The organism is Streptomyces sp. YS415, from assembly GCF_023544665.1.
Taxonomy (GTDB): Bacteria; Actinomycetota; Actinomycetes; order Streptomycetales; family Streptomycetaceae; genus Streptomyces.
Genome location: NZ_JAMJFL010000007.1, coordinates 219,987 through 236,459, shown reverse-complemented (window position 1 = coordinate 236,459; position 16,473 = coordinate 219,987). Strand labels below are relative to the sequence as shown.

The window sequence follows — 16,473 nt, the reverse complement described above, 5'->3', positions numbered from 1 at the left end:
GTCATGGCCGCGACAAGCGACAACGACGGTACGGGAGCGGCGAGTTGAGCAGAAGGGTGCCGTTCGGCCAGTCGTGGGGCAGGAGGTCGCGAGCCATCCGAAACATGCCGTTCCTTTGCGACCGCCACCCTTGACAGGGTCGGTGCGGTTTCGCCACGTTTGATCCCGGACGGCGCGTACCGCGCGGCACCGGGGGAACTGGGGGGAGCGGTCGCCCATGCGATCCATGAGCAGCACCGATACGGAGATCACCGTCCACGGACCGCGCGAGCTGAGCGAGCCGCTGCGCGCCGCCTGGCACCGGGCGATGGACGAGTCGCCCGAGTACGCCAACCCGTTCCTGTCCCCGGAGTTCGCCCTCGGGGTCGGCGCCCACCGGGGCGGGGTCGAGATCGGCGTCCTGCACGAACACGGCGAGCCCGTCGGCTTCCTGCCGTACGAACGCAATTTCCTGGGCGTCGGAAAGGCGATCGGACTCGGCCTGTCCGACCGGCAAGCCCTCGTGCACCGGCCCGGGATCGTCTGGGACACCGAGGAACTGCTGCGCGGCTGCGGGCTCGCCAGCTTCGAGTTCGACCATCTCGTCGAGGAGCAGAAGCCGTTCGGCCGGTACGTCACCGGCATGTTCGCCTCGCCGGTGATCGACCTGGAGCCGGGCGACGGGGACTACGCGCAGTGGCTGCGGGCCACCTACCCGGGCCAGGCAAAGACGACGCTGAAGAAGGAACGCCGGCTCGGGCGCGACCTCGGCGAGGTGCGGTTCGTCTTCGACGAGCGGGACCCGCAGGTGCTGCGCCGCCTCATGGAGTGGAAGTCCGCCCAGTACCGCAGGACGGGGCGCATGGACCGGTTCGCCCGGCCCTGGATCGTCGATCTCGTGGACCATCTGTTCCGGCTGCGCGAGGAGCACTGCGCCGGCGTGCTCTCCGTCCTCTACGCCGGTGAGCGTCCCGTCGCCGCGCACTTCGGGCCCAGGTCGCGGACCGTGCTCGCGGCCTGGTTCACCGCCTACGACCCCGAGCTCCACTACTACTCGCCGGGGCTGATGATGCATCTGCGCACCGCGGAGGCGGCGGCCCGGCACGGGGTGCGGCTGATCGACCTCGGGCGGGGCGACAAGGAGTACAAGGACTGGCTCAAGACGCGCGAGCTGCGGGTGGGCGAGGGCTTCGCGACCCGGCCGCATCCCGTGGCGGCGGCGCACCGGATGTGGCGCAGGCCCGTGCGCGGACTGCGCAACACCGTCCTCGCCCACCCCGGCCTGCGAGAGCCCGCCGACCGGCTGCTGAAGACGGTCGGCGCGCTGCGGTCCTCCCGCCGCACGGCCCCGCGCACGCCCTGAACCGGCCCCTGCACGACGGCCCGCCGGGCTCACGGCCCCGACCGGCGCGCGCGGATGTGCGCCGCCCCCGTCCCTCCCTTCGACGGAAGAAGTGACGATGCCGTACGGATCGCGGCTCGCCGCGACGATGACGCGGCGGCTGGGCCGCGCATGCGTCTACACCCCCTCGGCGCGGCTGGCCCTCTATCTGGCGCTGCGGCGCTGGTGCCGGCCCGGCGCCCGGGTGCTGATGTCGCCGGTGAACGACGACGTGATCCTCTTCGTGGTCCTCGCAGCGGGCTGCCGCCCGGTGCAGGCCCCCGTCTCCGTGTGGGACGGCAACATCGACCCGGCCGCCGTACCGGAGGCCACCTGGCGCGGCATCGACGCCGTCCTGACCACCAACCTCTACGGCATCCCCGACCGGGTGGTGCAACTGCGCCGCCGCTGCGATCAGCTGGGCATCCCGCTGATCGAGGACGCGGCCCACGCCATCGGCACCCATGTGGACGGCCGGCCGGTCGGCACCTTCGGGACCGCGGCCGCCTTCAGCCTCTCCAAGCACGTGGCCGCGACGGCCGGAGGGTTCCTCGCCGTCGAGGACGCGCGCACCCGGCGCGAGCTGGAACTGCTGCGCGACGACCTGCTCACCCCGCGCCGACTGCGCGAGGACCTGACGGTGACCCTGCGCCCCCTGGCCCGCTCGTCCGTCCGCACCCTGCACCTGGTGCGCCCCGTCTGGCGCACGATGCAGCGGCTCGGGCTGCTGGAGCGCGACGCGTTCCGCATGGCCCTGCACGCCCCGCGCCTGACCGCCTCGGCGCTCTCCGCACCCAGCCTGACCGCCTACGAACCCTGGGTCCGCGTCGACCTGCACGCCTTCCGGGTCCGCCACGGCACCCTGGTGCGCGGACAGCTCGCCCTGCGCATGGCCCACCTGGACGACGACCTCACCCGGCGCCGGGCCGGCGTCGCGCTGCTGGCGGGCACCGCCTGGGCGTCCCCCGCCCTGCGCGAGCGGGCGGTCCCCGACGGCCCCCTCCCGCTGTTCCGCGTCCCGCTCCTGGTCCAGGGCCGCGACGCCCTCCTGGAGCGCCTGGTGGACCACGGCATGGTCTGCGGTTACGTCTACGACCCACCACTCGACGACTACGCGGGCGCGGAGTTCGTCGAACCGTCCCCCGACCCGTCCGCGGCCCGCTGGTTCGCCTCCCACGTCCTGCCCGCCGATCCGCTGACGGCCCGCCGGATGACCGGCGCCCTCACCCGGGAGCGGGTGGCGACGGCGCGGCCACCCGTCCGGGAGGCGCCGACGGCCGCTGTGACCTGAGAAGAGCCCCCCCCGGCAGTGTCCGTGGAGGGGTTGTTCGGTGACGTCTCGGCGCCTAGGGTCTGCCCGGGGAGCAAGCGCTTTCTGCAGGCAGTCCGTCGGCCGTTCGAGGAGCGCCGCATGTCCGTGTCGTCCGGTAACCCCGTCCGCCGCCGTGTCGCCGTCGTCGGCACCGGTGCCATCGTCAGCGGCAGTCATCTGGCCGCCCTCACCGCCCACGCCGACCGGACGGAACTGGTCGCCGCCGTCGACGTGGACCCGGGCAGACTCGCCGCCTTCCGGGAGCTCGCGGGCGGCGCGGTCGCCGGATACCCGTCGGTCGACGCGATGCTGGACGCCGAACGACCCGACCTGGTGCTCATCGGCACCCCGCCCTCCCTGCACCGCGAGCAGACGGTGGCCGCGCTCAAGTCCGGCGCCTGGGTGCTGTGCGAGAAGCCGCTCACGCTGTCCCTCGCCGAGTACGACGAGATCGCGGCGGCCGAGGAGGCGTCCGGCGCGTACGCGTCCGTGATCTTCCAGCACCGCTACGGATCCGGGGCCGCGCACGCCCGCGAGCTGATCGCCGGGGGCGAGCTGGGCGCCCCGCTGGTCGCGCACTGCCAGACCACCTGGCACCGGGACGCGCAGTACTACGCGGTGCCCTGGCGCGGCCGTTGGGTCAGTGAAGGCGGTGGGCCGACCATGGGCCACGGCATCCACCAGTACGACCTGCTGCTGCATCTGCTCGGTGAGTGGGACGAGATCCGCGCGATGGCGGCACGGCTGGCCCACGACACCGAGAGCGAGGACGTCTCCACCGCGCTGGTCCGCTTCGCCAACGGCGCCCTCGCCACCGTCGTCAACAGCGTGCTCTCCCCGCACGAGGTGAGCCGCATCCGCGTCGACTGCGCGGACGCCACCGTCGAGCTCACCCACCTGTACGGGCACCGCAACGAGGACTGGGTCTACACCCCGGCCCCGCATGTCCCCGCCGGCCGCGCCGACGCCTGGCGCGCCCCCGCCACCGACGTCCCCAGCTCCCACACGGCCCAGCTCGGCGGCCTCCTCGACGCGTACGACGCGGGCGTACGGCCCCCGGGCAGCGGTCCCGAGGCGCGGGCCACACTCGAATTCGCCGCCGCGCTGTACAAGTCGGCGTTCACCGGCCTGCCGGTCCGCTCCGGCGAGATCGCGCCGGGTGATCCCTTCTACGCGGCGATGCACGGCAACCACCCCGACTGGGCCCCCGAGGAGCGCGCATGAGCATCCGGGTCAGCCACACGCACGGCGAGCACATCGCGGTCGCGGCGGCGAACGGCACGGAGATCCTCCGCTACGTCTACCGCCCCGACCCCGACGCCTTCGAGTCCCGCAAGCCCTACGCCCACCCGCTGCGCACGCTGTCCGGCCGTACGGTCACCGGATACCGGCCCAGCGACCACCGCTGGCACAAGGGCCTGCAGATGACCGCGAGCCATCTGTCCGGGCAGAACTTCTGGGGCGGCAACAGCTATGTCCACGGCGAGGGATATCTGCGCCTGCCCGAGCGGGTCGGCTCGATGCGCCACGACGGCTTCCCCGGGTTCGCGGTCACCGACGACCGGCTCGCCTTCACCGAGGAGCTGACCTGGGTGGAGAACGGCGGCGAGGAGTGGGCGCGCGAGTCCCGCGGCCTCACCGTCCATTCCGTCGACCAAGAGGCCGGGGCCTGGGCCCTGGACTGGTCGATCCGCCTCACCAACATCCGGGACGCCCCTCTGCGCTTCGGGTCGCCGACCACCGCCGGACGCGAGATGGCGGGCTACACCGGACTCCAGTGGCGCGGCCCGCGCGACTTCACCGGCGGCACCGTCTTCGCCCCCGGCGCCGGCGCCGGGAAGCCGATGGGCTCCCAGGGCCCGTGGCTGGCCTTCACCACCGAGCACGACGACGTCGACGCGCACTCCACGATCGTCTTCGCGCACGCCCCGGAGAACCTCGACGCCATCCACGAGTCCCACTGGTTCGTGCGCTCCGAGCCCATCCCCACGGTCGCGTTCTCCTGGGCGTTCTTCGAGGAGTTCGCCCTGCCGCCGGGCGAGTCCTTCGCCTACCGCTACCGGGTGGTGATCGCCGACGGCGCCTGGGACGCCGAGCGCGTGGCCGCGCACCTGGCGGGCCTGCCGTGGTGAAGCCCGCACTGCCGCGTCCGCTGCCCGGCGCTATCGGCCTGTCCCACCTCACCGCCTACGACTGGGAGGCGGCGGACGGGGTGTGCGGCGGCAGCCCCCATCTGCACCTGGTGTGCACCGAGGCGTACGTCGTCACCGGCGGCCGGGGTGCCGTGCAGACCCTGAGCCCGGACGGCTGCCGGGACATCCCGCTGGAGCCCGGCTCGGTCGCCTGGTTCACGCCGGGCACCGTGCACCGCACGGTGCAGGGCGGGGAACTGCGGGTCACCGTGCTGATGCAGAACAGCGGGCTGCCCGAGGCCGGGGACGCGGTGTTCACCTTCCCGCCCGAGGTGCTCGCCGACCCCGAGCGGTACGCGGCGGCGGCAACGCTCCCACCCGGTACGGGAGTCGGCACGGCCGAGGCCGCCCGGCGCCGCAGGGACCTCGCCGTCGAGGGCTACCTCGCCTTGCGCGAGGCCCTTGCCGCGGGCGACGACGGCCCGTATCTGGAGTTCCAGCGCGCCGCCGCCCGGCTGGTGCGCGACAAGGTGCCGGCCTGGCGCGAGCTGTGGCAGGCGGGGGCACTCGCCGCGGCGGAACGCACCGGCGCCCAGCTCGACGCCCTGGCCGCGGGGGAGCCGTCCTACCTGAACGAGGCGACGGCGCACCGGGCCTCGCCGACCCGGCTCGGCGGGTTCGGTATGTGCGGGAGGCGGGACGAGTACGAGCTGCCGGGGGCGACGCTCCCGTAAGGGCACCGCGGGCGGGGGCGAACGGACCTGCCCCCGCCGCCCTTCCGGCGTCAGCGGGGCTGGTACGCCCTCGGCAGGCGCATGCCGCGCTCCTCCATGATCTCCCGCACTCGGTCGGGGTAGTTGGTGATGATGCCGTCGACCCCGGCGTCCATCAGCGCCTCCACGGTGGCCGGGTCGTCGCAGGTCCACGGGACGACCTTCAGGCCCCGGTCGTGCGCCGCCTCGACCATCGCCGCGTCGGCGTAGAAGCGGAAGCCGGGGTCGCCGACCTTGCCGCTCTGCGGGAAGCCGTAGTTGGGGGAGAGGGTGGTGACACCGGGGAGGGTGTCGGCGGCCTTCACGAAGTCGCCGTCGTAGTCGTCGGTGTCGATCCCGCCGAGCCACGGGGAGGCGCCGTCCTTGCCGACCTGGAGGAAGTCGTGGTTGGTGAGCGCCACCAGCGGCCACTTGGGCGCCAGCTTGTGCATCGCCTTGAGCGCGCCCCAGTCGAAGGACTGGACGGTGACCTGCCGCTCGATGCCGGAGCGGCGGATCTCCTCGTAGACCCGGCGCACGAACAGCTCGCGGGGCGCGGTCTGTTCGGGGGCGCCCGCCTCGACCTTCGTCTCGACGTTGAGGGTGACCTGCCGGGCCTTGTAGCGCTTGACCAGGTTCAGGACGTCCTTCAGCTCGATCATCCGCAGGCCGTCGATCCGCTCCTGCTCGGGGTGGCCGGGCAGCTGCTGGTAGCCGCAGTTCATCGTCCGGATCTGAGCGAGGGTCAGATCCTTGATGTACTTGCCGACATACGGGTACATCGGGTCGCCCGGCACCAGGGGCGCGGTGTCCCGGCACTTGGTGGCGCTGACCTGGCGGTCGTGGGTGACGACGACCTTCTCGTCCTTGGTGACCTGGGTGTCCAGCTCCAGCGTGGACACGCCCAGCCGCAAGGCCTTGGCGAAGCCCTCCAGCGACGACTCGGTGGTCATGCCGAGTCCGCCGCGGTGGGCCTGGAGGTCGAAGGACGGCCGGTGCCGGTCGCCGGGCTCGTGCGCCGCCGCCGGGACGGTGAACACCGGCACCAGCGCCAGGCCGGCGAGGACATGTCGTGCGGACATAGCAACCTCGATCATGTGGGTTCGGGCGACCAGGAGACGCTATTCCGGGGGCGGAGGCGCGCGACTGCCCCGGAGTGAGGGAGCCGTGAACGCTGAGCGAACGCCTCACGGCGCACCCAGGGTGCCTTACGTTGAGGCCCATGACTACGGGAGATACGCAGGGGCGGGTTCTCGTCATCGGAGGCTACGGCGCCGTCGGCGCCGCGGTCGCCTCCCGGCTGGCGGAGTGGTTTCCCGGGCGGGTGGTGCCGGCCGGGCGGGACGAGGTCCGGGCACGCCGGCTGGGCGGGGTGGCGGTGGACGTCGGTGACCTGACGGGGTTCCGGCGGGCGCTGGACAAACTCGGTGACGTACGGGCGGTGGTGCTCTGCGTCGAACCCGAGGACGCCTCGCTCGCCCGGGTCTGCCTGGACCGGGGCATCCATCTGGTCGACGTGGGCGCCTCCCGGCACCTGCTCGACGCCGTCGCCGACTCGGACGCCCTGGCCGCCGCGTCCGGGGCCACGGCCGTGCTGAGCGTCGGGGTGGCTCCCGGTCTGACCAACCTGCTCGCCCACCGCGCCCACCGGGCGGTCGGCGGCGCGGAGCGGCTCGATCTGACGGTGCTGCTGGGCTCCGGCGAGCGCCATGGCACCGACGCGGTGCGCTGGACCGTCGACGGGCTGGCCGAGCCGGTGACGGCCGGGCCCCGGAAGGTCTTCCTGCCGGGCCACGGCACGCACACCGCGTATCCGTTCCCCTTCTCGGACCAGTACACGCTGCGCCGCACGCTCGGCGTGCCGGAGGCGACGACGCGGCTGTGCCTGGACTCCCGCGCGCTGACCGCCGCGCTCTTCGCGCTGCGGCGGACGGGAGTGCTGCGGGGCGAGGAGCGGGCACCGGTGCGGCGCGCGCTGACCGGCACCTTCGGCCGCGTACACCTCGGCGGGGACGCGTTCGCGCTGCGTGCGGACGCCCACCGGGGCGACCGGCATGCCGCGTTCGCCCTCACCGGGCGCGAGCAGAGCCGGGTGACGGGCCTGGTCGCCGCCGAGGTGACCCGCGAGGTGCTGACCGGGCAACTGCCCGCGGGCGTACGGCACATCGAGCAACTCCCCACCCTGACCGACCTCCCCGAGCGGCTGGCCGGGGACGGGGTGGTGACGCTGCGACGGGTCCGGGTGTGAGCAGGACCGGATGATCGGGCGGGCGGTCCGGTGCATCGCGTGAGTGCCGGCCGGGCCGGTCCGGCCGAATGGCTGGCCGGGGCAGCACGGGGCCGGAGCGCCTGCCCGGCCGGTCTTGCCGAGCGGCTGGGAGGGGTGGGAGACCCCCTCTGGCACGGACAGGTGCCCGGCCACTGAGTGAAGCGGCCGGGCACCACCCCCGGGTACGCCGCCGGGCACCACCCCCGGGCACCACCCCCGGGTCCGCCGCCGGGCACCACCCCCGGGCACCACCCCCGGGTCCGCCGCCGGGCACCACCCCCGGGCACTACCCCCGGGTCCGCCGCCGGGCACTACCCCCAGGTACGCCCCCGGGCACCACCCCCGGCCACTGCCCCCGCCGGGCCGGCCCGCGGTCCGGAAGGACCGAGCCCCGGGCACCGCCCCCGGATCAGCCCGTGGCTCGGAAGGAGCGCAGCCGCAGCGAGTTGCCGACCACGAAGACCGAGGAGAAGGCCATGGCCGCTCCGGCGAGCATCGGGTAGAGCAGTCCGGCCGCGGCGAGCGGCAGCGCGGCCACGTTGTAGGCGAAGGCCCAGAACAGGTTGGACCGGATGGTGCCCAGGGTCCGGCGGGCCAGCCGGATGGCGTCCGCCGCGGCCCGCAGGTCCCCGCGGACCAGGGTCAGGTCACCGGCCTCGATCGCCGCGTCCGTCCCCGTGCCCATCGCGAGGCCGAGGTCGGCCTGGGCCAGCGCGGCCGCGTCGTTGACGCCATCGCCGACCATCGCCACCGAACGCCCCTCGCCCTGCAGCCGCTTGACGACATCGACCTTGTCCTGCGGCAGCACCTCGGCGATGACATGCTCCGGCGCGATCCCCACCTGCCGCGCCACGGACTCGGCCACGGCCCGGTTGTCCCCGGTGAGCAGCATCGGCGTCAGACCGAGCGCCCGCAGCCTGCCGATCGCCTCCGCGCTGGTCTCCTTCACGGCGTCGGCGACCTCCAGCACCGCCCGCGCCCGGCCGTCCCAGGCCACGGCGATGGCGGTACGACCGCCCGCCTCGGCCTCGGACTTGGCCCGCGCCAGCTCCACCGGCAGCTCCATGGCCCACTCCGCGAGGAGCCGCTCCCGGCCCACCAGGACCGCGTGGCCGTCGACGATGCCCTGCACACCGAGCCCGGGTACGTTCGCGAAGTCCTCCGGCACGGGCAGCGCACCCAGCTTCTCCAGCGCGCCGTCCGCGACGGCCCGGGCGATCGGGTGCTCGGAGGAGTGCTCCAACGCGCCTGCCAGCCGCAGGACTTCGGCCTCGTCGTCGCCGTCGGCCGTGTGCACCGCGAGCAGCGTCATCCGGCCGGTGGTGACGGTGCCGGTCTTGTCGAGGACGACGGTGTCGACCTTGCGGGTGGACTCCAGCACCTCCGGGCCCTTGATGAGGATGCCGAGCTGGGCACCCCGCCCGGTGCCGACCATCAGCGCGGTGGGCGTGGCGAGGCCGAGGGCGCAGGGGCAGGCGATGATCAGCACGGCGACGGCCGCGGTGAAGGCGGCGGCCACACCGGCGCCGCTGCCGAGCCAGAACCCCAGGGTGCCCAGCGCGAGAGCGATCACGACCGGCACGAAGACGGCGGAGATCCGGTCGGCGAGCCGCTGCGCCGCGGCCTTGCCGTTCTGCGCGTCCTCCACCAGCCGGGCCATCCGCGCCAGCTGGGTGTCGGCGCCGACCCGCGTGGCCTCGACGACCAGGCGTCCGCCCGCGTTGATCGTGGCGCCGGTGACCGCGTCGCCCACGCCGACCTCGACCGGCACCGACTCCCCGGTGAGCATCGAGGCGTCGACGGCGGACGAGCCCTCGGTGACCACGCCGTCGGTTGCGATCTTCTCGCCCGGCCGCACGACGAACCGGTCGCCGACCTTCAACTCACTGATGGCGATGCTCTGTTCACGTCCGTCACGCAGCACGGTGACGTCCTTGGCGCCCAGTTCCAGCAGCGCCTTCAGCGCCGCGCCCGCCTTGCGCTTGGAGCGGGCCTCGAAGTACCGCCCGGCCAGGATGAACGCGGTGACCCCGGCGGCCGCCTCCAGGTAGATGTTCGCGGAGCCGTCGCTGCGGGAGATGGTCAGTTCGAAGGGGTGCGTCATCCCCGGCTCGCCGGCCGTGCCGAGGAACAGCGCCCACAGTGACCACAGGAACGCGGCCGAGGTGCCGACCGAGATCAGCGTGTCCATGGTGGCCGCGCCGTGCCGCGCGTTGGTGAACGCGGCCTTGTGGAACGGCCAGGCGGCGTAGGTCACGACGGGCGCCGCGAGGGTGAGCGACAGCCACTGCCAGTACTCGAACTGCAGGGCCGGGACCATGGCCATCGCGACGACCGGGACCGCGAGGACGACGGCGGTGACGAGTCGTTCCCGCAGCGGCCGGAGTCCGTCCCTCTCGGGCGCCTTCTCGGGCTCGGGCGCGGGCAGTTGGGCGGTGTACCCGGTCGCCTCGACGGTGGCGATCAGGTCGTCGACGGAGACGTCGCTGCCGTAGCTGACCTTCGCCTTCTCGGTGGCGTAGTTGACGGTGGCGGTGACGCCGTCCATGCGGTTCAGCTTCTTCTCGATGCGCGCCGCACACGAGGCGCAGGTCATGCCGCCGATGGTGAGTTCCGTGTCGCTGGTGGTGGTCATTCTCTGCTCCTCGTGTGGGCGTGCGGGGGGTCAGGCGCGGCCGGTGAACTCGTAGCCGGCCTCGTCGACGACCTCGGCGATCAGCGCGTCGTCCGGTTCGGCGCTGCTGCTGACGGTGACCTGTCCCCGGTCGAGGTCGACCTCCACCCCGGTCACACCGTCCAGCTCGCCGATGACCTTGGTGAGCGTGGCCTTGCAGTGGCCGCAGGACATCCCGGCGACGGCGTACGTGGTGATCGTCTGCGTGGGCATGAGATGCCTCCTGGATAGAGTGTCCGTATACCCGGTGGGGGTATCCCGGCCGGTGATTCCATGTATACCCATGGGGGGTATCGAAAGCAAGTGTGATCCGGGGTTGACTTGATACCCCCCAGGGGTATGGTTGGCGGCATAAGGATCGTGAGACCGAGGAGATCGTCATGAACGCCGGACTGAAGATCACCGCCTTCGCCGCCGGCCTGGCCGCCACCTTCGGCACCGCCTACGGCGTGGGCAAGGGCGTCGGACCGGTCGGTGAGGACCCCGCCCCCGCGCGGCACGAGAGCCACAGCGAGGCCTCACCGAGCCCGGAGAAGGGCGGCGGGCACCAGGCGGCGGCCGGCGGGCTCCAGATCTCCGAGGGCGGCTACACCCTCGACCTGCAGACCCCGTCCCTCGCCGCCCGCGCCCGCACCGACCTGCGATTCGTCATCCGGGACGACAGGGGCCGCGCGGTGACCGCCTACCAGCGCGAGCACGACAAGGAACTCCACCTCATCGTGGCCTCGCGCGACCTCGTCACCTACCGCCATCTGCACCCGGCCCGTGTCGCCGACGGCACCTGGAGCATCCCCGTCGACCTGCCCCGCGCAGGCGGCTACCGCGTCTTCGCCGACTTCACCCCGGCGAAGAAGGGTGCCGCGAACCTGACCCTCGGCGCCGACCTCGCCGCCTCCGGCCCGTACGAGCCCCAGGACCTCCCGGCCCCGAAGGCCACGGCCGAGGTCGACGGCTATCAGGTCCGCCTGGACGGCGCCCTGCGCCCCGGCGCGGCGAGCGAGCTGAAGCTGAACGTGTCCCGCGACGGCAAGCCCGTCAGGGACCTCCAGCCCTACCTCGGCGCCTACGGCCACCTGGTCGCCCTGCGCTCCGGCGACCTCGCCTACCTGCACGTCCACCCGAACGGCGAGCCCGGCGACGGGAAGACCAGGCCCGGCCCCGGCATCTCCTTCAGCGCGACCGCGCCGAGCAGCGGCACCTACCGGCTGTTCGTCGACTTCAAGCACGACGGGAAGGTCCGCACCGCCGCGTTCACCGTCCGCACCGGGACGGCGCCGTCACCGGAGGAGACCGCCTCGCACGAGGAGGCCGCCCCCGGCCACGGCCACTGACCTCAGCCACGGCCACTGACCTCAGCCGAGCGCCCGGTCGAGGTTGAAGGCCGCGCTGATCAGCGCCAGGTGGGTGAACGCCTGCGGGAAGTTGCCCTGTTGCTCCCCGGTGTGGCTGATCTCCTCGGCGTACAGGCCCAGATGGTTGGCGTAGGTGAGCATCTTCTCGAACGCCAGGCGGGCCTCGTCGACGCGGCCGGCGTGCACCATGGCCTCGACGTACCAGAACGAGCAGATCGAGAACGTGCCCTCGTCGCCGCGCAGTCCGTCGGGGCTGGCCACGGGGTCGTAGCGGTAGACCAGGGAGTCGGAGACCAGGTCCTGGGTCAGGGCGTCCAGGGTGGACAGCCACTTCGGGTCGGTCGGCGCGATGAACTTCGTCAGCGGCATCATCAGGACGGCCGCGTCCAGCACGTCGTCGTCCTCGTGCTGGACGAAGGCCTGGCGCGTCTCCGACCAGCCCTTGCTCATGATGCGCCGGTAGATGGTGTCCCGGCAGTTGCGCCAGTGGACGATGTCGGCGGGCAGACCGCGCCGGTTGGCCATGCGGATCGCCCGCTCGATCGCCACCCAGCACATCAGCCGCGAGTACAGGAAATTCTTGCGCCCGCCCCGGGTCTCCCAGATGCCCTCGTCCGGCTGGTCCCAGTGCTCGCACACCCAGTCCACCAGCGCGCATACGTCGTCCCACTGGTCGCTGGAGATCGGCTTGGCCCATTTGTCGTAGAGGTAGATCGAGTCGATCAGGGCGCCGTAGATGTCGAGTTGGAGCTGCTCGGCGGCGGCGTTGCCGATGCGGACCGGCGCGGACCCGCGGTGGCCCTCCAGATGGTCGAGCTCCCGCTCGGTGAGATCGGTGCGGCCGTCGATGCCGTACATGATCTGCAACGGGCCGGAGGGCTTGCCGTCGCCCGGACTCACGTGCCGGGTCACGAAGTTCATGAACGCCTCGGCCTCACCGGTGAAGCCGAGGCGCAGCAGCGCGTACACGCAGAAGGCGGCGTCGCGCACCCACACGTAGCGGTAGTCCCAGTTGCGTTCGCCGCCGATCTGCTCGGGCAGGCTGGTCGTCGGCGCGGCGACGATCGCTCCGGTGGGTGCGTAGGTGAGCAGCTTGAGGGTGAGCGCCGAGCGGTGCACCATCTCCCGCCAGCGGCCCCGGTACTTGGACGCGGACAGCCAGTGCCGCCAGTACGCCACCGTGGTGCTGAACTGCTCCTCCGCCTCGGTCATGGCGCACCTGCGCGGCGTCACCTCGCCGCCGACCTGGTCGAGCGCGAACACCGCCACCTCGCCCTCGGCGAGCTTGAAGTCGGCCCGCACATCGAGGCCGTCGGGCTCCAGCGGCACCGTCGCGGTCAGCCCGAGCGACAGCTTGGGGGACTCGAAGACCGCCACGTCGCCGTCCATCCGGACGGTGTGCGGCTGGGTGCCGTAGTCGAAGCGGGGAGCGACCCGGGTGCGGAACGGGATGGAGCCGCGCACGCACAGCACACGCCGGATCAGCCGGTGCCGCTCGGTCTCCACCGTGTCGCCGTCGACGGGCATGAAGTCCTGCACCTCGCCGACGCCGTCCTCGGTGAAGAAGCGCGTGATCAGGACGTTGGTGTCCGGGAAGTAGAACTGCTTGGTCTGCGCCGGTACGGACGCCGCCAGCTCGAAGGACCCACCACGCTCGGCGTCGAGGATGGCGGCGAAAACGCTCGGCGCGTCGAACGCCGGGCAGCAGTACCAGTCGATCGTGCCGTCCGTCCCCACCAGGGCCACGCTGCGCAGGTCGCCGATCAGGCCGTGCTCGGCGATCGGCAGATAGCGCGAAGCCCCGGGGGCGTCGTCCTGGTCGCTCGGTGCTGTTCCGCTCATCGCAGCCTCCCTGGCCCCCGACACCGCCACGCCACCAGCCTAGGCGGAAAGGGGTACCCCGTGGGCGCGTAACGCCATCAGACCGTGACGACCTCGACACCGGCCTCCGTGAACCGCCGGACCGTGTCGGCGCCGGCAGCCGTGTCGGTGACCAGCGTGTCCACCGCCTCGGCCGCGCAGATCCGGGCGAACGCGCGGCGGCCCAGCTTGCTGGAGTCGGCGGCCACGACCACCCGTCCCGCGCGCTCGCACAGCAGCCGGTTGATCGCGGCCTCCGCCTCGTCGTTGGCCGCCGCCCCGTGCGCCACGTCGAAGGCGACCACACCGAGCACCGCCACATCGAGGGTGATCTGCCCGAGCACCCCGTCCGCGAGCGGCCCGATGAGTTCGTACGACTGCGGACGTGCCACCCCGCCGGTCACGACGATCTTGAACTGGGGGCGTACGGCAAGCTCGTTGGCGATGTTCAGGGCATTGGTGACGACGGTCAGCGCGGGGGAGCCGGTGGCCAGGTCGCCGCGCACGGCCAGCGCGCGGGCCACCTCGGTCGTCGTCGTGCCGCCGGTCAGTCCCACCGCCTCACCGGGGGCGACCAGCGCGGCCACCGCCTTGGCGATCCGCTCCTTCTCCGAGGCGTGCCGGGCGGTCTTGTAGCGCAGGGGCAGCTCGTAGGAGACCCCGTGGACGACGGCGCCGCCCCGCGTGCGCACCAGCATCTGCTGCTCGGCCAGCTGGTCGAAGTCGCGGCGGATCGTGGCGGCCGAGACCGCCAGTTCGGCGGCGGCCTCCTCGACGTCGAGACGGCCCCGCTCGACGAGCAGGTCCAGCAGGGACTTCCAGCGGGCATCGCGCGACATCCGCACCTCCGTTCCTCGATCTCCCCGGCGACCCTAGCGCACCCCCACTTCCCCGGAATGCTTGATTCTGCTCGAAAGGTCGCTATATCTTGCAGGAAAAATCACCGTAGGGGAGGGGTGGGCATGACCCACGTCGAGGAGGAGCTGGCCGGCCAGCCCGAGTGCTGGGCCCGGGCCGCGACCCAGGCGGCCGCGGACGGCGGGGCGCTGCCGGTGCCGGGGGAGCGGGTCGCGATCGTCGGCTGCGGCACCTCGTACTTCATGGCGCAGTCGGCCGCCGCCCTGCGCGAGGGCGCGGGCCAGGGCGAGACGGACGCCTTCGCCGCCTCGGAGTTCCCGCGCGGACGCGCCTACGACCGGATCGTCGCCCTCACCCGGTCCGGCACCACCACCGAAGTGCTCGACCTGCTCGGACACCTGCGGGGCAGCACCCGCACCACCGCCGTCACCGCCGACCCGGACACCCCCGTCATGGCCGCCGCCGACGACGTCGTCGTCCTCGACTACGCCGACGAACGCTCCGTCGTGCAGACCCGCTTCGCGACCACCGCGCTCACCCTGCTCCGCGCCCACCTGGGCCTGCACACCGACTCGGTCGTCGCCGACGCCCGCGCGGCCCTGACCGCGGAACTGCCCCAAGGGCTAATCGACAGCGCGCAGTTCACCTTCCTCGGCCGCGGCTGGACCGTCGGGCTCGCCCACGAGGCCGCGCTGAAGATGCGCGAGGCGGCGCAGGCGTGGACCGAGTCCTACCCGGCGATGGAGTACCGGCACGGCCCCATCAGCATCTCCGCGGACGGCACCGCGACCTGGATGCTCGGCGAGCCGCCCGAGGGCCTCGAAGCGCAGGTCCGCGCCACCGGCGCCACCTGGGTGTCCGGCACCCTCGACCCGCTCGCCGACCTGATCCGCGCCCAGCGCCTCGCGGTCGCCGTCGCCCGCTCCCACGGCCTCGACCCCGACCGCCCGCGCCACCTCACCCGCTCGGTGATCCTCGCCCCCTGACGCCGCCGCAACCCCCGACGTCCACGGAAGGACCCCCCGTGCCCCTCGTCACCACCGGCGAGCTCGTCACCCGGGCCGCGCAACGACGCTCCGCCGTCGCCGCCTTCAACATCATCACCCTCGAACACATCGAGGCCGTCATCGCCGGAGCCGAGTCCGCGCAGACCCCCGTCGTCCTCCAAGTCAGCGAGAACGCCGTCAAGTTCCGCTACGGCCGACTGCTCCCGCTCGCCCGGGCCGCCGTCGCCGCCGCCGAACGCGCCGACGTCCCCGTCGCGCTCCACCTCGACCACGTCCAGAGCGACGACCTGCTGCGCCAGGCGCCCGGCGCCGGATTCAGCTCGGTGATGTACGACGCGGCACGTCTGCCCTACAGCCAGAACCTCGCCGCGACACGGGCCGCCGCCGACTGGGCGCACGCCCAAGGGCTCTGGATCGAGGCCGAGTTGGGTCAGATCGGCGGCAAGGAGGGCCGGCCCGCCCTCGACGCCCACGCCCCCGGCGCCCGTACCGACCCCGCCCAGGCCCGCGCCTTCGTCGCCGCATCCGGGGTGGACGCGCTCGCCGTCGCCATCGGCAGCACGCACGCCATGACGACCCGTACGGCCGCCCTCGACCACGACCGCCTCGAACGGCTGGCCGCCGCCCTCGACGTCCCCCTCGTCCTGCACGGCTCCTCCGGCGTGCCGGACGCCGAACTCACCCGGGCGGTGGCGGGAGGCATCACCAAGGTCAACATCGGCACCGCCCTCAACATCGCGATGACCGGCGCCATCCGCACCCACCTCGCGGCACATCCCGAGGCGGTCGACTCGCGCACCTACCTGAGCGCCGGACGGGAGGCGATGGTGCGGGCCGTGGCCGGGATCATCCGCACCCTCACCAGCGGCACGCCGGCCAGTGCTTGACCGCCGTCGC

The 16,473-nt window shown here is 73.0% G+C and carries 14 protein-coding genes; 9 read left to right on the top strand and 5 right to left on the bottom strand.

What is annotated here, in order from left to right; all coding sequences use genetic code 11:
• Positions 1-217: 217 nt before the first annotated feature.
• The 5 genes from M8H82_RS11745 to M8H82_RS11725 all read left to right on the top strand — a co-directional run bounded on the left by M8H82_RS11745 (position 218) and on the right by M8H82_RS11725 (position 5,538).
• On the top strand, positions 218-1,342 hold the full coding sequence (locus M8H82_RS11745) for a GNAT family N-acetyltransferase (RefSeq protein WP_250072963.1): 1,125 nt from the start codon (positions 218-220) through the stop codon (positions 1,340-1,342).
• Between the two features lie 97 nt (positions 1,343-1,439).
• Positions 1,440-2,651 carry a DegT/DnrJ/EryC1/StrS family aminotransferase gene (locus M8H82_RS11740; RefSeq protein WP_250072962.1) on the top strand — a complete coding sequence of 404 codons (1,212 nt, stop codon included), beginning with the start codon at positions 1,440-1,442 and terminating at the stop codon, positions 2,649-2,651.
• Positions 2,652-2,771: 120 nt separating this feature from the next.
• The gene (locus tag M8H82_RS11735) at positions 2,772-3,896 is read left to right on the top strand and encodes a Gfo/Idh/MocA family protein (protein WP_250072961.1); all 1,125 of its coding nucleotides are present in this window, start codon (positions 2,772-2,774) and stop codon (positions 3,894-3,896) included.
• The gene (locus tag M8H82_RS11730) at positions 3,893-4,804 is read left to right on the top strand and encodes a PmoA family protein (protein ID WP_250072960.1); all 912 of its coding nucleotides are present in this window, start codon (positions 3,893-3,895) and stop codon (positions 4,802-4,804) included. The genes M8H82_RS11735 and M8H82_RS11730 overlap by 4 nt, the downstream gene beginning before the upstream one ends.
• Positions 4,798-5,538 carry a cupin gene (locus M8H82_RS11725; RefSeq protein WP_250072959.1) on the top strand — a complete coding sequence of 247 codons (741 nt, stop codon included), beginning with the start codon at positions 4,798-4,800 and terminating at the stop codon, positions 5,536-5,538. The genes M8H82_RS11730 and M8H82_RS11725 overlap by 7 nt, the downstream gene beginning before the upstream one ends.
• A gap of 50 nt (positions 5,539-5,588) precedes the next feature.
• Here the strand turns inward: M8H82_RS11725 and M8H82_RS11720 are convergent, their stop codons facing one another.
• Positions 5,589-6,638, bottom strand: a complete 1,050-nt coding sequence (locus M8H82_RS11720) for a glycerophosphodiester phosphodiesterase family protein (RefSeq protein WP_250072958.1) — start codon at positions 6,636-6,638, stop codon at positions 5,589-5,591.
• Between the two features lie 140 nt (positions 6,639-6,778).
• Between M8H82_RS11720 and M8H82_RS11715 the strand changes: the two genes are divergently transcribed.
• Positions 6,779-7,804, top strand: a complete 1,026-nt coding sequence (locus M8H82_RS11715; RefSeq protein ID WP_250072957.1) for a saccharopine dehydrogenase NADP-binding domain-containing protein — start codon at positions 6,779-6,781, stop codon at positions 7,802-7,804.
• A gap of 430 nt (positions 7,805-8,234) precedes the next feature.
• Here M8H82_RS11715 and M8H82_RS11710 read toward each other — a convergent pair whose 3' ends face one another.
• Both M8H82_RS11710 and M8H82_RS11705 read right to left on the bottom strand, forming a co-directional pair.
• On the bottom strand, positions 8,235-10,460 hold the full coding sequence (locus tag M8H82_RS11710) for a cation-translocating P-type ATPase (protein WP_250072955.1): 2,226 nt from the start codon (positions 10,458-10,460) through the stop codon (positions 8,235-8,237).
• 30 nt (positions 10,461-10,490) lie between these two features.
• On the bottom strand, positions 10,491-10,712 hold the full coding sequence (locus M8H82_RS11705; RefSeq protein ID WP_250072953.1) for a heavy-metal-associated domain-containing protein: 222 nt from the start codon (positions 10,710-10,712) through the stop codon (positions 10,491-10,493).
• Between the two features lie 167 nt (positions 10,713-10,879).
• Here M8H82_RS11705 and M8H82_RS11700 point away from each other — a divergent pair, with 167 nt between their 5' ends.
• Positions 10,880-11,830 (top strand): DUF748 domain-containing protein, encoded by a 951-nt coding sequence (locus M8H82_RS11700; RefSeq protein WP_250072951.1) that lies wholly within the window; start codon positions 10,880-10,882, stop codon positions 11,828-11,830.
• Positions 11,831-11,851: 21 nt separating this feature from the next.
• On the opposite strand, the gene M8H82_RS11695 is transcribed toward M8H82_RS11700, so the two are convergent.
• Together M8H82_RS11695 and M8H82_RS11690 are read right to left on the bottom strand one after the other, a co-directional pair.
• On the bottom strand, positions 11,852-13,693 hold the full coding sequence (locus M8H82_RS11695; RefSeq protein WP_250072949.1) for a glycoside hydrolase family 15 protein: 1,842 nt from the start codon (positions 13,691-13,693) through the stop codon (positions 11,852-11,854).
• 77 nt (positions 13,694-13,770) lie between these two features.
• Entirely contained in the window at positions 13,771-14,550 is a 780-nt protein-coding gene (locus M8H82_RS11690; protein WP_250072947.1) for a DeoR/GlpR family DNA-binding transcription regulator, read from the bottom strand.
• A gap of 123 nt (positions 14,551-14,673) precedes the next feature.
• Between M8H82_RS11690 and M8H82_RS11685 the strand changes: the two genes are divergently transcribed.
• The gene (locus M8H82_RS11685; RefSeq protein ID WP_250072946.1) at positions 14,674-15,555 is read left to right on the top strand and encodes an SIS domain-containing protein; all 882 of its coding nucleotides are present in this window, start codon (positions 14,674-14,676) and stop codon (positions 15,553-15,555) included.
• A gap of 38 nt (positions 15,556-15,593) precedes the next feature.
• A complete protein-coding gene (locus M8H82_RS11680) occupies positions 15,594-16,463 on the top strand; it encodes a class II fructose-bisphosphate aldolase (protein WP_250072944.1) in 870 nt (289 codons plus the stop codon).
• Positions 16,464-16,473: the final 10 nt, after the last annotated feature.